General features: G+C 63.6%; 12 protein-coding genes. 2 read left to right on the forward strand and 10 right to left on the reverse strand.

Annotated features, from left to right (window positions below; translation table 11 throughout):
* Positions 1-7 precede the first annotated feature (7 nt).
* From NL528_RS31325 to NL528_RS31350, 6 genes are all read right to left on the reverse strand, one after another.
* Entirely contained in the window at positions 8-958 is a 951-nt protein-coding gene (locus tag NL528_RS31325) for an alpha/beta fold hydrolase (RefSeq protein ID WP_309178235.1), read from the reverse strand.
* 147 nt (positions 959-1105) lie between these two features.
* Positions 1106-1858 (reverse strand): hypothetical protein, encoded by a 753-nt coding sequence (locus NL528_RS31330; protein ID WP_309178237.1) that lies wholly within the window; start codon positions 1856-1858, stop codon positions 1106-1108.
* A gap of 252 nt (positions 1859-2110) precedes the next feature.
* Positions 2111-2641: an ester cyclase gene (locus NL528_RS31335; protein ID WP_309178239.1), complete on the reverse strand. Its 531-nt coding sequence runs from the start codon at positions 2639-2641 to the stop codon at positions 2111-2113.
* Positions 2631-3035: a VOC family protein gene (locus NL528_RS31340; RefSeq protein ID WP_309178240.1), complete on the reverse strand. Its 405-nt coding sequence runs from the start codon at positions 3033-3035 to the stop codon at positions 2631-2633. The genes NL528_RS31335 and NL528_RS31340 overlap by 11 nt, the downstream gene beginning before the upstream one ends.
* Before the next feature lie 7 nt (positions 3036-3042).
* A complete protein-coding gene (locus NL528_RS31345) occupies positions 3043-3759 on the reverse strand; it encodes an SDR family oxidoreductase (RefSeq protein WP_309178241.1) in 717 nt (238 codons plus the stop codon).
* A 13-nt stretch (positions 3760-3772) separates the two neighbouring features.
* A complete protein-coding gene (locus NL528_RS31350) occupies positions 3773-4807 on the reverse strand; it encodes a polysaccharide deacetylase family protein (RefSeq protein WP_309178242.1) in 1035 nt (344 codons plus the stop codon).
* Positions 4808-4914: 107 nt separating this feature from the next.
* Between NL528_RS31350 and NL528_RS31355 the strand changes: the two genes are divergently transcribed.
* Positions 4915-5829, forward strand: a complete 915-nt coding sequence (locus tag NL528_RS31355) for a LysR family transcriptional regulator (RefSeq protein ID WP_309178243.1) — start codon at positions 4915-4917, stop codon at positions 5827-5829.
* Here NL528_RS31355 and NL528_RS31360 read toward each other — a convergent pair.
* The 3 genes from NL528_RS31360 to NL528_RS31370 all read right to left on the reverse strand — a co-directional run bounded on the left by NL528_RS31360 (position 5789) and on the right by NL528_RS31370 (position 12646).
* Positions 5789-6676, reverse strand: coding sequence for an SDR family oxidoreductase (locus tag NL528_RS31360; protein ID WP_309178244.1), 888 nt, complete (start codon positions 6674-6676; stop codon positions 5789-5791). The genes NL528_RS31355 and NL528_RS31360 overlap by 41 nt on opposite strands.
* 18 nt (positions 6677-6694) lie before the next feature.
* The gene (locus tag NL528_RS31365; RefSeq protein WP_375143909.1) at positions 6695-7735 is read right to left on the reverse strand and encodes an alkene reductase; all 1041 of its coding nucleotides are present in this window, start codon (positions 7733-7735) and stop codon (positions 6695-6697) included.
* Between the two features lie 426 nt (positions 7736-8161).
* Positions 8162-12646, reverse strand: coding sequence for an Ig-like domain repeat protein (locus NL528_RS31370; RefSeq protein ID WP_309178247.1), 4485 nt, complete (start codon positions 12644-12646; stop codon positions 8162-8164).
* 380 nt (positions 12647-13026) lie between these two features.
* On the opposite strand from NL528_RS31370, the gene NL528_RS31375 reads away from it, so the two are divergent.
* A complete protein-coding gene (locus NL528_RS31375; protein ID WP_309178248.1) occupies positions 13027-14226 on the forward strand; it encodes an adenylate/guanylate cyclase domain-containing protein in 1200 nt (399 codons plus the stop codon).
* Positions 14227-14400: 174 nt separating this feature from the next.
* Here the strand turns inward: NL528_RS31375 and NL528_RS31380 are convergent, their stop codons facing one another.
* A complete protein-coding gene (locus NL528_RS31380) occupies positions 14401-14940 on the reverse strand; it encodes a hypothetical protein (RefSeq protein WP_309178249.1) in 540 nt (179 codons plus the stop codon).
* Positions 14941-14943: the final 3 nt, after the last annotated feature.

Here is a 14943-nt window from a genome sequence, read left to right on the forward strand (position 1 = left end):
CCGCCAGTCAACGTTTCGGCGGCGGCGTCGCAGCCGCCGAGACGGGCGGCACGAGATGGCGTGGAACGATGACGCGCTGGCCAAGCGCCAGCGGTGAACTATCCGACAATTGATTGGCCTGGGTGATGGACCAGAGCGGCACGTGGTTGAGCGCCGCAAGCCGCGGCAAGGTATCGCCCGAACGGGCAAACTGCTGCGTGCCGCTGTCCCACAGCTCAAGTGGAGCGTCGGAGGGGACGACGTAGCGAAGCGGCATCGCCTCGTCCTTGGTTTTCAGCGGCGTCATCGCCAGTTGCGCAATCACATTCACCAATTGTTCGTGGATAGTATCCATCTTGTCGATGTTGATGTGGGTGACTTCCTCGTGCTCCTTCAGATCGAAGCTCGCGTAGTGACCCTGATAACCTGGTTCCGCCACCACATCACCGCCGCCCAGCACGCTGTTGGACAGGAAAATGTTGATGTAACGGTCAACGTTAAGCGGCACGTTCGGGCTTGCGTGAGCGGGATCGATCGTGACGACCAGGCTCACCGGGATGTTTTCTGACTGCAGTATGTCGGCGAAGGTCAAGGCGCAAAGTCCGCCCATCGAATGGCCGATCAGGACGATCGGCGCGGGATCGCCACGGAAGTCGCGAATGGCCTGGGCGGCGACGAGCCGGCAAATCGTGAACTCGTTGACATCGGCCCGGATACCGGCCTGTTCGAGACGCTCGGTGAGGCGGTCCATCCCGCGCGAGAAGATCGGACCCAAGGCGCCACGGAACAAATACACGCGCGCCTGCGGCTGGGTTGCAGGCTGCGTGGCACCTGGCGGTACCATGGGCGCGGCCGTTGCGGGTGCATCGGTGGAGTGCGCAACCGGACCGGCGAGCGCCAGATCGCGACTAGACGAAAAGATGCAGGCGGAAAGAGTCGCCCAGATCACTACGGCCGCAACTTGCGTCGGATTGCTCACGCGCTTCTACCTGCCACTTTGACATACAGGCACGCCGGACCATGAATGCCGGCGGGCCACGCCACTCAGCGATCCCGGATGATTTATCGTCGAGGAATTGGTAGAATTTGCGGCGCGCTCCCAGGTGACAGCACTCGAACCGCGCTATTACCGTACCGCCGCGGTGCTTGCCGTACCGGGTCTCACCGCGCTTGCTTCTCCAGGCCGGCGCGGCTTCTGTGCCCCTGAAGCAGGTACCGATCGGCCGAAGACGACTGCGTCGATGGCGCTGATCACCTTCTGCTGCATGATCTGGTTCTTATCGATGGATATGTGACCGACGCCGGGCACGTCCTGCACGTTGACATTCTCAAGCGTGCCCTCGAATTGCTTGTTCTTCTCGACCGGCGTGCCGGCGCCGTTGGCGATGTAGAAGTTTATATAGCGCCCCACACGTCCCGAAAGGCTGGTGCGAAAGACCGAATCCAGGCCGATTGCCAGCTTAACGGGAGCACCAAGCCGATCCAGTTTAGCAACCATGTCGGGTAGCGCGGTCGCGCCCGAGGAATGCCCAACCAGAATGATAGTCTTAAGTGTGCCACTTTTGTATTCGGCCGCGGCTTCGTCGGCGAGCGACGACCATGAGGCGAAGTTCGCGACAGTGACCGGGATGCCCTGCGCCTGCAGCTTGGCCGCAATGTCATCCAGACCCAGAGAAAAAATATTTAGCACGCCGCGGAGCAGATAAACATGAGCAGTCGAGGCTCCCGAGGCGGGTTTCGTCACGGCTCGCGCGGGGTTCGCACCGATCGGAAGAAGCAGCAGGAATGCGATCGCTATCGCTTGCAGCCGACGCCATGATGCCCGGCTGATAAAGGAGGGCCGACCGAAAAATCCGGCGTCGCCGCGATTTAGCTTCATTGCTTGTCCTCGAAGGCTGCGAAATGTTGCGCCGGGTGACCGTAGCGCCCGCGTACACGGAACTGCAACAAGAGTGGGGTGAGCAGTTGCGATTTTGTCGACAGAACGTGTCTCTACCGCAACACAGATTTCGAAATTCCTCAATGGCTATCGCTAGGTGCGGCGCAAAGTGGCCGTTCATAGGCAAACAGCATCCAACGACGAGCAGGACCCGGTTTCATGTCCCCCTTGGCTCGCCGTTCATGAAGCAACCTAGGCAGCGCCCATCTGCTGGAGCAGTGTCAGATTATCTTCGATATGCCAGTTGTCGGTGATGCGGCCGTTCTCGACCTTGACGAGGTCGGTGGCGATGAACGAAATGGCTTGACCCTGACCCCGCGCCTGACCGAACGTGCCGGTGAAGTGTCCGGCAAAGTGCATGTGCACGGTGACATAGTCGCCGGCGACAATCATTTTCTCGACGGTCACCGTGAGGTCGGGCACGGCGGCGCGGAACTGGCGCGAAGCGAAGGCAGGCCCCTCGGGTCCCTGTGGACGGCCCGGCGGCAAGGTGCGGTCGGTGAAAGTCGGCGCGATGGCCTGCTTCAGCAAAGCCTCATCGCCGGTGTTCCAGAAATCGTAGAACGCGCGGGCAGCCTGGATGGTCGCATCTCGTTGCGCGTCGGGAATCGGCGCGGCGATGACGAGTTCGTTGACCTTGACGCCGTCGGCGGCGATGGCGGGTGTTGACAGCGAGAGCGCCAGCGCGGTGAAAATCCCCAGATTTGAAAGCCTATTGGTCATTGGTCTGCTCCTGATGTGCGGCGGGGGAGGCGGTTTTCGTATCGCGAAAAACCAGTTCCAGAAGGATTCCCGTGGGCGTCCGAATGAAGAGGCGGCGCTCACCGAGCTCCGGCAACTCCATTCGCGAATAGAGGATACCGAGGCCATCCAGCTTGCGGCGCATGCCGTCATGATCGGCTAGACGAAAGCCCACGTGGTCGATGGTCTCACCCGTACGATCGGCCGGGCCGCCATGGCCCGGAATCAGATGCACGACAGGGTCGCCACCGGCATAGAGCCAATAGCCGGGAAAGGAGAAGGCCGGCCGATAGCCTGGCCTCAAATCCAGCACGGCTTCCAGGAAGGCGCGAGTGCCTTCAAGATCGTTGGTGCGCAGCGTTACGTGATCAAGCATGGGACCCTCACGCAATGGCGCCGCCACCATCGACACGCACTGTCGAACCGGTGGCGAAGGGCGTCGTGACAAGGAACATCACCGCATTCGCGATATCCTCCGGCTGGCCGACCCGGCGCGCCGGCAGGCGTTGCGCCGCACTCGCGAACATCGCGTCGCGCTTGTCGTCGGGCATGCCGGACCACAGCGGCGTCGCGATCAGGCCCGGCGACACGGCGTTGACACGCACAGGCGCCAGCTCCAGCGCCAGGCCCCGGGCCAGCGCTTCAAGCGCTGCGTTAATTGCGCCCTGCAACACCGAATTCGCAGAGGGCCGAACGCTCAGGAAGCCCGAGACGAAAGTCAGCGATCCACCCTCGCGAATCTTCGCGGCGCGCGCGACGCGATAGGCGCCCCAGAATTTGCTCTCCATGGCAATCTTCGCGTCGGCGAGGCTCAGGCTTCGCACCGGCCCGCTCGGCGTCTGTGCGGCCGAGACGACGATATGGTCCCAAGGCGCTTCGTCGGCGAAGAAACGTTCGACCGCCGCCACATCGCCGGTATCGAGTGCGACAGCGCGCGCCGTTTTGCCGAGCGTGTTGACCGCGGAGTCGAGCTTTGTTTGCGAGCGTGATGCGATCGTTACCGCCGCGCCGGCCTCGGCTGCGGCTGCAGCAATGGCGAGACCGATTCCAGAGCTACCGCCGACCACCAGGACGCGCGCGTGATTCAGTTTAGCTGACATGAGGATCTTCCTTTCAGGCTGCAGGTCCGGGCAAGCCGGTTACGGTCGGCGAGCGGCGTTCGATGACGGGCGTGTCGGCGCGATGATCGAGCGCCCAGCGGGCGATCTCGTCCTTCCGAGCGAACCAGACGCCCTCCTTGCCCTTCGCGTAGGTAAGGAAGCGATCGAGGGCGCGAACCCGGCCGGCGTGGCCGGAGATGCGGTCGTGCAGGCTGATCACCATCATGCGCCGCCGATGTGCACCTTCCTCGTAAAGCTGGTCGAATTCATCGCGCAGCGCTTGCTCGTAGGCGGCCGGATTCCAGCCCTCGAACGGGAAGGAGACGATATCGTTCATGTGGAAGGTGTAAGGAACGGTCACAAAGTCCCGTCCGCGCACCGGGATAATGAACGGTTCGTCGTGGCTCGGCTCGTCGATATGATAGAGGAAACCGAGATCCTGCAGCGTCTCCAGGATGTGAATGGAGTTGCGCATCCAGTAGGCGTTCCAGCCGAGCGGCTTCTCGCCGGTGATCTTCTGGATCGTCTCGACGCTGTCGGCGATGAAGCGTTTTTCCTCATCGCGTGAGAGCCGGTATGAATTGTCCCAAACGCGGCCGTGGGCGGCAGCCTCATGACCGCGGCGCACGATCTCCCGGGCGAGATCGGGCGAGGTCTCGACCGCTTTGCCGATCATGAACGATGAGAGCTTGATCCCGTGCTTGTCCATCAGGTCGAGCACGCGGGGAATGCCTTCGTAGTGGCCGTAAGCGAAGAAGGCGTTGGTCGGCAGGTCGGGCACGCCATCCTCGATCTTGTCGGGGATCACGCCGCCGGCCCCCGAGATCGGCTGGCCGCCGCCCTCGAACATAAGCGAGAAGCTCACCGCCAGCCGAGCGCCGTTCGGCCAGAAGCCGGCTGCATTGCGGGCGGAAGCATCTACGGTTGCCGTCGCGGCCTGGGCTGCACCTGTCAGGCCGGATCCAACCGCAAGCACCGCGGCCGCGCCAACGGTCCGAAGGGTCTCACGGCGAGTAAGATGCAAATCGTTGCCAGCAGGATAAATCATTGGGTCGCTCCTTTCTGTTCCCTGCAATCTACCCCTTGTCGATCTCGGATATTATCCTGCGCCAATTGGAGGTACTCTCCACTAATGGGAAAGTATGGGGAGCAGACATGCTGGACGACATCACCGAACTGCGCACATTTGTCCGGATTGTCGGAGCGGGGAGCCTGTCAGCGGCCGGCCGGGAGATGGGTCTTGCGCTCAGCGTCGTCAGCAAGCGACTTGCGATGCTCGAACGCCGGACTGATATGCGTCTCATTGCCCGCAGCACCCGCCACCTTGCGCTGACTGAAGAAGGGCAGGCTCTCTACGACAGAGCCCAGCGCATCCTGGCTGAGGTCGACGAAGCCGAGATAGTGCTGACGCATGGCCGCGTCGAGCCACAAGGCGTGTTGCGGGTGAGTGCGCCGGTTGCGCTTGGCCGCGCTCATGTCAGCCCCGTCTGTCGCGACCTCGTTCGCGCGCATCCAAAGGTGTCGGTCGATCTCACGCTTACCGATCGCCTGGTGGAGCTGATCGACGAAGGCATGGATGTCGTCGTTCGGATCGGCGCGCCGAAGGACTCCGGCCTGGTCATGCGGAAGCTGGTCGACAACCACCGCATCGTTGTCGGTGCGCCGGACTATCTCGAGCGCCGGGGCACGCCCATGGCCCCCGCTGAACTGGAAGATCATGACTGTCTGCAGTACCGCGGCGTCGGCACCCGCTGGCGTCTGGTGGGCCCAACTGGGGAAGTGGCCGAGATACGGGCCGCTTCCCGGCTGCGGAGTGACAATGGCGAGGTCGCGCACGACTGGGCGCTCGCCGGCTGCGGTCTCATCCTGAAATCCTGGGTCGACGTCGAGCCCGATCTGCGCGCGCGCCGTCTTGTCCAGGTGTTGCCCGAGTGGCGCAGCGATCCTGCGCCTGTCTGCGCGCTCTTCCCTACGGGCCGTCAGCTTCCGACCCGCGTGCGGCTCTTTCTCGATGCCATGGTGGATCGGCTCAGCAGGTTTGGCGGCGGCCAACCCGGTTCGGAGCCTTAAGCGGCCCGGTGTCTCTTCCGCCGACATCTGCCGCAGCGACCTGGGGGTCCGCTGGTAATGCCAACCCCATCTTGCGCGTCGCCATTGCCGCGAGACGGACAACGACACCTCGAGGCAGAAGCCGGGGCAGCCAGGTGGCGATCCGCACGCTCGCCCGTCCAGGATAGGCCACTGCTTTTCCCTGGTCGAAGGCGCGCAGGATGCCGCGAACCACCATTTCGGGCGTGTCGAAAGATCGGTTGGACATCGTCGTCGGCGTGCCATCGAAAAAGCTGGTCGCCGTCGGTCCAGGACAGGCCGTCATGACCCGAACCCCTGTAGGGGACAGCTCATGTTGCAGCGCTTCGCCAAAATGCAGGACGAAAGCTTTCGACGCGGCGTAGGTCGCCATGTACGGCAGCGGCTGGAAGGCGGAGTTGGACGCGATATTGATGATTCCACCCCGACCGCGGGCGGACATGGCCCGGCCGAATCGATGGCTGAGGCCAACCAGCGCCTGTACATTGACTTGAATGCTGGCCAGTTCCTTGGACTGGTCATGATCAAGGAAACGGCCCGACAAGCCCAGGCCCGCGTTGTTGATCAGAAGGTCGACCCGCAGGCTGTTTTCGGCCAACTCCCCATAGATGTCGTCGATGCTCGTGGGATCGGCGAGATCCGCTGCGATCACGTAGCACTTCACGCCGTACTGGGCGGTAAGCCGCGCGGCGAGAGTCTGCAACGCATCTTTGGAGCGGGCGACCAGGACCAAATCGGCGCCGCGCCTGGCCAGCTCTTCGGCAAATGTCACTCCCAATCCCTTGGATGCGCCGGTGATCAGGGCCGTCGAACCTTCATATTTGAACATCTCTGTCTCCCAGAGCCGTCAGGCGGCTTGTTGCATGGGTTGGTAGTCGGTGTAGCCGTGATCCTCGCCGCCAAAGAGCGTGGCGGGGTCGAAATTGGCCATCGGAAGCCCCTGCGCCAGCCGCGCGGGCAGGTCGGGGTTGGCGACAAACGGACGTCCGAAGGCGACGAGGTCCGCGTAGCCGCGCTTAAGCACCCAGTTGGCGCGCTCGATATCGTATTTGCCGGCCACGATGATCGAACCGCTGAAGCGGCCGCGGACCTCTTTGCGAAATTCCTCGGTGAACTGTGGAGCGTCGTCCCAGTCGGCTTCGACGAGATGCACGTACGCAACCTGAAGCGCCTGAAGAAATTCGACCGCCTCCAGGATTGTAGGCAGGATCTCCGGGCAAGCCATGCCGCGCGCGGTGAGAAAGGGCGCCAAGCGGATGGCCGTTCGATTTGCACCGACCTCCATCGCCACTTCGGAAACCAGCTCTTCGAGGAAACGCAGGCGGTTCTTCCGCGAGCCACCATATTCGTCTGTCCGAACGTTCGACGTGGTGCGCAGGAATTGATCGACGAGATAGCCGTTGGCGCCGTGGATCTCCACGCCGTCGAAGCCTGCGTCGATCGCGTTACGCGCGGCGCGCCTGAAGTCCGCAATGATGCCAGGGATCTCGTCCCTCTCCAGCGCTCGCGGCGTTGGACAGTCGACCATTTCCCCCCTTCCTGTCGCTGGGTCCACCTTCCAGATCTTGCCTTCAAACGCCACGGCCGAGGGCGCAACGGGCAGTTCGCCGTTGTGAAAATCGGGATGCGACATCCGACCCACGTGCCACAGCTGCGCGAATATGCGGCCGCCCTCGGCGTGAACCGCCTGGGTCACCAAACGCCATCCCGCCATTTGCTCGGGGCTATAGATCCCCGGCGTGAACGAGTAGCCCTTGCCTTGGGGCGAAACCTGGGTCGCTTCGGTGATGATGAGCGCGGCGGAGGCCCGTTGCGCATAATATCGGGCGTTCCTTGCATTGGGCACGTCGCCCGGTTGGGTGCTCCGGGCCCGGGTCATCGGCGCCATCACAACACGATGGGATGCTTCGCGGCCGCCGATATGAACCGAGGTGAAAAGAGGTGACGTCATCGAAGGGCTCCTTCTGTTGCCCTCGATCTAAATCTCTTCGATTAAAGGGCCAATCCCTCGCAATAGACAAACACCCTCCACATTTTGGAAAGAATACTTTCGATCGGCTGGAAGTTGGCGTGTGCACGAAGTGTGCACCGAGAGATCAAACAATCCAAAGAAAGCCAACTGGGCAGCGCCGAACCCACCGCCCTTCAGTGTCAGCGAGGTGTTCGAGTGTGTTGACCTGGTTCCGAGAGCCGAAATCTGGCGAGGCCGATTTTTGAATGACCGTTACGCAAAGCGGACATTCGCGAAGACACCGATGTCAGCCAAGTGCCAAGGTGTGGACACGGGCCTTCCCGCATACGCCAACTCGCGCGTTCAGAACGGCACGGCGGCGCGGGCGCGGTAGGTCCAGATGCGGGTGTCCGATCCGATGCCGCCGAGTTCCCCGCCGACTGCAAGGGTGGCCCCGCTGGCAAATCTTGCGGCAAGGCCGGCGGTCGCCCGCGCCGACCAGCCATCGAGCAATGGCGTCGACGCCAGCGGCGGTGCGCCCACAGCTGCGATCGTGGCCGCATCGTCATGGGTGAAATAATAATCGCCGTAGAGCCCGACATAAGGCGCCAGCGCGATGGTGTCGGTCCACGCGAACGGATAGGCCAGCTTGACGCCGCCGGACGCGCGGCCGGTGGCGAAGTTACGATCGTCCTGACGGGTGCCCAATGAGTCGGTATAGGCGTTCTCGTGCTCCCACAGCGCGTAGACTTTCGCCGACGGCTCGATGTCGAAGCCGTAGGCCTGGTAGTTACCGGTCAGTCCACTCGACACCAGCCAGCGGCGGCCGTCGAAATTGCCCTGCGCCGTTCCCGCCGTATCGTCATAGCCGATGCCGGAATACGCCACCGCCGCATCAAAGCGAATCGACGAGGTTAGTTTCCAGCCGAGATAGGAGCCGACCGTCCAGCCATTGCCCTTCAGCTTGCCGTTGAGATCCTGCGAGGTGTAGTCGAAGGTCTCATAGCCGCCGGCGATCCCGACCAGAAACGTCGGCGTCACCTTGCGCGTCAGACCGATCAGCGCATTAACCTGCGAGCCATAGAGCAGCGACTGGCCGGTGCCTATCGTCGAGCCCCAGCGGTCGACGCCGGAACCTCGAACATCCGCCCAAAACAACCAATCCTTCGGCTCACGCCCGATCAGCGGCGGTGTCTTCGTCGCCATGGTGTTGCGATTGACGGCGGCAAAGGCATCGTCAACGGCGGAAGGATTCTGCCGCGTGCGGGCATAACTATTGGCTCCGCCCTCGCCGGCGGTGCGACCGCGGTCGAACATGCCGTTCCAGCGATCGGAGAATGCGCGCACGTGATCTGCCGCGCCGGGCTGATCCGGATCGGCCGAGAAGTTGAAGCGTAAGCCGGTGCCGCTCGGCGTCACCAGCCCGCCGCCGTCGCTGAAGCCGTCCGTGATCGCAGTGTCGATCGCGCCGGCGATCGCCTGTCCGGAGTTCTGTGCCACCACCTTGGTGACCGCGACCTGCAATTGCCGCAGCTTGATGCTGTCGGCCGGGATCGCCACCGTCTGCGTCAAGGCGCTCGACGCGCTCGCAGCAAAGCCGGTCGCGCCGCTGTAGCTCACAGTGATGCTGTGGGCCCCGGTGGCCAGCGCCGCGGTGGTGAGGGTGGCAACGCTACCCGCCAATGCGCCTGTACCGATGACGGCGCCGGCATCTTTGAAGATCACAGTGCCGGTCGGCGTGCCGCCTGCGCTCGCCACCGTCGCGGTGAAGGTGACCGGCTGTCCCGGCACGCTCGGATTGACGGACGACGTGACTGCCACCGTCGTCGCCGCCTGGCCGACGGTTTGGGTCAACACCGACGAGGTGCTGGACGCATTGTTGGGATCGCCGCCATAGGCCGCCGTGAGCGCATGCGATCCGGACGTCAGCGCCGCGGTAGTGAACGTCGCGACGCCGGAGCCGTTGAGTGTTCCGGTGCCGAGCGCCGTCGCGCCGTCCTTGAAGGTCACGGTGCCGGCAGGAGTTGAGCCCGATACCGTCGCCGTGAAGGTGACGGACTGTCCCACCAGACTAGGGTTGAGCGACGACACCAGCGTCGTCGACGTGGTCGTCAAGCTGACGGTGTTGGTTGCGCTGCCGGATGTGGTCGCTGCGTTGCTGGCGCTGGCAGTGGCCGTGTTGGTGAGGGGCCCGGGCGGGGTGCCCGCCGCCGCCTGCGCGACGATGGTGAAATTATAGGTGCCCGGCGCGGCAGAAGCGATCGAGCAAGTTACCGTGCCGGCGCCACCCACCGCCGGAGTCGTACAGGTCCAGGCTCCTCCCGGACCGGTCTCGCTGGCGCTGACAAAGGTGAGGCCTGCCGGCAAGGGATCCGACAGCGACGCATTGGTCGCGGTCCCCGTGCCGACAATAAGCGCGATCGAATACGTGATGTTGCCGCCCGCCACCGTAGTTGCCGGCGATCCCGAGACCGCGACTGAAAGAGTCGGCAGACTGATCGTGTTCGTTGCGCTTGCGGATTGGGTCGCCGCATTGTCGGCCGTGGCAGTGGCCGTGTTCGTGACGGGGCCGGCCGGGGTGCCCGCCGCCACATGCGCGACGATGGTGAAGTTATAGGTGCCCGGCGCGGCAGAGGCGATCGAGCAGGTCACCGTGCCGGCGGCGCCCACCGCCGGCGTCGTGCAGGTCCAGGCGCCGCCCGGGCCGGTCTCGCTGGCGCTGACAAATGTGAGGCCCGCCGGCAAGGGATCCGACAGCGCTGCATTGGTCGCAGTCCCTGTGCTGACGGTGAGCGCGATCGAATAGGTGATGTCGTTTCCGGGCACCACGGACGCAGGCGATCCTGATGCGGCAACCGCAAGGACCGGCGTCGGCGCCGCGACAGTCAGGCTGAAGCTCGCCGTCGCCGTCGCGCTGTTCGCATCGGTCACCGTCACCGTGTAGGTCGTGGCTGAACTCGACACGTTCGGCGTGCCGGTGATCGCTCCGGTAGCCGCCGCCATGCTCAGACCTGTCGGCAGGCCCGGCGAGACGCTGTAGGTCAGCGCTCCCGTGCCGCCCGAACCGGTGACCGGCGTGAAGGGTGTCGCCGCGACATTGATCGTCAGTGTCGTCGAGGCGATCGCCTGGGTCGCCGTGACGACACCGTGGACCGTCAGGCTGAAGGTCGCCGTCGCCGTCGCACTGTTCGCATCGGTCACCGTCACCGTGTAGGTCGTGGCCGAACTCGTCACGGTTGGCGTGCCGGTGATCGCGCCGGTGGCCGGCGCCATGCTGAGCCCCGTCGGCAGGCCCGGCGAGACGCTGTAGGTCAATGGGCTGGCGCCACCGGACCCGGTGACCGGCGTGAAGGCTGTCGCCGCGTGATTCTGCGTCAGCATCGTCGAAGCGATCGCCTGGGTTGCCGTCGGCGGCGACGCAACGGGCGTGACCGAATTGGACGCCGCGGAGGCGCTGCCGGTCCCAATGCCATTGGTTGCCGTCACCCTGAACGTATAGGCCGTGCCGTTGCTCAGCCCTGTCACCGTTATCGGCGAAGAACTGCCCGCGGCGGTCGCGCCGCCGGGCGACGACGTCACCGTATAACCGGTGATCGCCGCTCCGCCATCGGACGCCGGCGCAGTGAAGCTCACCTGTGCCTGGGCATTGCCGGCCGTCGCGGTGCCGATCGTCGGCGCACCTGGCACGGTCGCGTTGATGCTGAGCGAGATGGTCCCGCTGGTGAAGGAGGCGTGGGTGGCCGTGCTGCTGTCGGTGCCGGTCACCGTGAAGGTGAAGTTGCCGGCGGCGGTCGGCGTGCCGGTGATTGCGCCGCTGCTGGCGAGGCTCAGGCCGCCCGGCAGCGATCCGGTCGCGAGCGCGAAACCATAAGGCGCCTGACCGCCGCTCGCGTTTAGCGACTGGCTATAGACGCTCCCGACCGTACCCGCCGCCAAGGTCGCCGGAGAGACTACGATCGTCGGCGCCGAGACGGTGATCGAGACGGTGGCCGGCGCGGACGTGCCGGTGCCGTTGGTCGCGGTGTAGGTGAAGCTGTCCGTGCCGAAAAAGCCGGTCGCCGGCGTATAGGAAATGGTGGTGCCGGATGCCGTCGCCGTCCCGTGCGCCGCCGCCGTCGCGACCGCCACCGAGGAGGGCGCGCCGCCGCTGAGATTTAGCGTGATGCCGTTGCTGGAGCTGTCATAGGCGACCGTGGCGCTGACCGCCCCGGCCACGACCGGCGTGACATAGGTATACCTGTCATTTCCGCTGATGGCGCTGGTGCCGCCGGCCGTCGTCACCCTGACATCCACGGTACCGGCGCTTCTGGCCGGCGCGGTCGCGGTGACGGTTGTATCGTTGACGACGGTAACGTTGGTGGCTGCGGCGCCCCCGACCGTGACGCCCGTCGCGCCGGTGAGGGCTGTCCCGGTGATCGTCAGCGACGTGCCGCCGGCCGTCGAGCCGCTGGTCGGGCTGACCGAAGACACGCTCGGCGCAATCGCGGCGATCGTGATGGTGACGGCGACGGTAGAATCGCCTGGAGAAAGGTCGGTCGCCGAGATCGAGAAACTGTCGGTCCCGGCGGCGCCCGCAGCCGGCGTGTATGTGATCTGGTTATCACCGGGTTGAGTGCCGCCGTCCGTGCCACTGGGCGTACTCGTCCAACTGCCCAACGGGCTCGAGCCGTTCGTCGTAGCGATAAGGCCGAAGTTGAGACAGGAGTCGGCAGCAAGGCCGCTCGGCGAACCGCCGAAATACAAGATGTTGGCGCCGCTATTCTCGTTTATCGTCGCGGTAAACGTGCAATTGAGCGCCCAGGCCGCGTGCGGCGCGAGCCAGAGCGCCAACAGCAAAAAGACGAACAAAAATTTCGAACTTAGGCCGCGTATCCATCTCGAATCCCAATTCGGGATAACGAAATGCCCCTTCCCCGCGCTTGCCACTTCCAAATTCCCAACCGCACCTGTGCTGTACACCTACGGCGACTTTGTCCGCGAGTAAATCATGCAGCATTATGTCTCAGGCGCCCGCCGAGAAAATCCATCAGGTGTGTCTTTCCGGAGACTCAACCAAAAGTCTGGTCCGCATCGAAACAAGATCACAAAGAGGGATCGCTTCGGGTCAAAAGCCGCCTTTTGACAACCCGATGCGCTCAAGCAGATTGCGGCGGACTCCGTTGACGCCGCCGGGCGGAGACACGACATATCCCAAACCGTCGATCGAGGTCACTGCCCAGGAGCACGATATGGACCCGCCGCGAAACATCGATCCCGTCACCGCACATTCTGACAGAGACGTTGTGCACTGGCTGACAAACGGCACGCGCGATGAGCGCTTCATCGACAATATTTTCGCTGAACTGTGCGTCCGGCTCCAGCGATCGGGCATTCCCATCAAGCGGGCGTCGCTTCATATCCTGATCCACCATCCGCAGTGGCTTGGCGCCCGAATCATGTGGGCCGATGGGATGCGCGAGGCCGAGCTTGCGAGATTTGACCACGATGTCAGGGAGCGGTCCGAATACATCGACAGTCCCGCCAACGAAATCCATGACGGTGCCACAGAGGTGCGCGAGAATCTCGAACGCGATCCCTCGCTGGGCCGCAAGCACGCCGTCTATGACGAGATGCGGGCGAGAGGCCTGACCGACTATGTGGCGTGGCCGCTGTACCATACGCTCGGCAAGCGGCATATCGTGACCTTTGCAACCGACCGGCCCGGAGGTTTCGACGACGCGCATATCGCCGGCCTGTTGAAACTGTTGCCGGCTCTGGCGCTGGTCAGCGAAATCCGTGTCAAGAACCGGCTGGCGCGAACGCTGCTCGAAACCTATGTCGGGTCGCATGCCGGCGAGCTCATTCTGGCCGGCGCCACCAGGCGCGGAAGCGGGACGACGGTACGCGCCGCCATCATGATCTGCGACTTACGTGATTTCACCCGGATCTCCGACAACTGGCCTCGCGATGATGTCATTGATCTCTTGAACGGCTATTTCGACGCGATGTCGGAGCCGATTGCGCGACATGGCGGGGAAATCCTGAAATTCATCGGCGACGGCCTGCTCGCCATTTTTCCGCTCAGCCAGCCAAAGGCCTGCGCAAACCTGCTGCATGCCGTGGCCGAAGCCCGTCAGGCCATGGTTGCCCTGAACGAAAAGAACGGCGAAACCGGTCGTGCGCCGCTGAATTACGGCATCGGCGTCCATGTCGGAGACGTCATGTACGGCAATATCGGGTCGCGCACCCGGCTCGACTTCACCGTCATCGGTCCGGCGGTCAACATGGCCTCGCGTCTCGAAACCCTCACCAAACAATTGGGCAGAACGGTGCTGCTGTCCCGCGCGTTCGCCGACTTCGTCGAAAGCGATTTCGATCTCGAACGCGTCGGCGAATATCCGGTGCGCGGCTTCAACGACCCAATCGAGCTGTTTGCGTATCACGGCTGAAACATTGGATTGGGGAACGACGGCTCCCCCCTTTGCAGAGCTGCCGACCAAGCCGGGGCCAGATCATTTTCCAGATGAAAAGCGGATCGGTTTCCTTCGATCCGTCATTGCCGTTTGCGAGACCCAGAGCCGATATGCAAATCACCACCGACGCTCATTCAATTTCAGCGCGCGTTAGCGGCGACCGCCAAAGACAAACGGAGTAGCGCCAGGCAGCGCCAGCGAATTGATGTCGCTGTCGAGGTGTCCCGACTGTTGGGTGTAGCCGAACCCGAGTGACAGGCTGACATTCGACGCCGGCTGGAATTCGACGCCTGCATGCGCGCTATAGCCGGGCAGCGTGGTGGACGTGGAGTCGAAGGGGGCGAAAGGGCCACCGATGCCGGAATTGTATTTCAAGGTGTCGAAACCGGCATAGACCGTGAGGGGCGACCCGGCCACGTTTTGGAAGTTGTAGCCGAACTGCACGCCTTCGTAATAAAGCGAGCGGCCGAACGTTCCGTACTGGCTGATGCCGTTCATGCTCAAGCCGGTGCCGCCGCCTTCGCCGCCGACGAACCAGCCGTTCGGAAAATTGTAGCGCATATAGGAAAAGCGGCCGCCTCGGGCGCCGCTGCCGTCAAAGCTCGGAAAATTGCCGTAAGTGTTCGCGCCCGGGTCGACGCTCGGATCGCCACCGAAGCCGATCGGCCAGCCTGGGAGCCAATATGTCACCGG

The sequence above is a fragment of the Bradyrhizobium sp. Ash2021 genome, assembly GCF_031202265.1.
Taxonomy (GTDB): Bacteria; Pseudomonadota; Alphaproteobacteria; order Rhizobiales; family Xanthobacteraceae; genus Bradyrhizobium.

Coding starts and splice junctions, on each gene's coding strand:
- NL528_RS31345 (WP_309178241.1), bottom strand. CDS start 3,759: ATGTCAGCTAAACTGAATCACGCGCGCGTCCTGGTGGTCGGCGGTAGC.
- NL528_RS31355 (WP_309178243.1), top strand. CDS start 4,915: ATGCTGGACGACATCACCGAACTGCGCACATTTGTCCGGATTGTCGGA.
- NL528_RS31335 (WP_309178239.1), bottom strand. CDS start 2,641: ATGACCAATAGGCTTTCAAATCTGGGGATTTTCACCGCGCTGGCGCTC.
- NL528_RS31340 (WP_309178240.1), bottom strand. CDS start 3,035: ATGCTTGATCACGTAACGCTGCGCACCAACGATCTTGAAGGCACTCGC.
- NL528_RS31360 (WP_309178244.1), bottom strand. CDS start 6,676: ATGTTCAAATATGAAGGTTCGACGGCCCTGATCACCGGCGCATCCAAG.
- NL528_RS31350 (WP_309178242.1), bottom strand. CDS start 4,807: ATGATTTATCCTGCTGGCAACGATTTGCATCTTACTCGCCGTGAGACC.
- NL528_RS31375 (WP_309178248.1), top strand. CDS start 13,027: ATGGACCCGCCGCGAAACATCGATCCCGTCACCGCACATTCTGACAGA.
- NL528_RS31365 (WP_375143909.1), bottom strand. CDS start 7,735: ATGGCGCCGATGACCCGGGCCCGGAGCACCCAACCGGGCGACGTGCCC.
- NL528_RS31330 (WP_309178237.1), bottom strand. CDS start 1,858: ATGAAGCTAAATCGCGGCGACGCCGGATTTTTCGGTCGGCCCTCCTTT.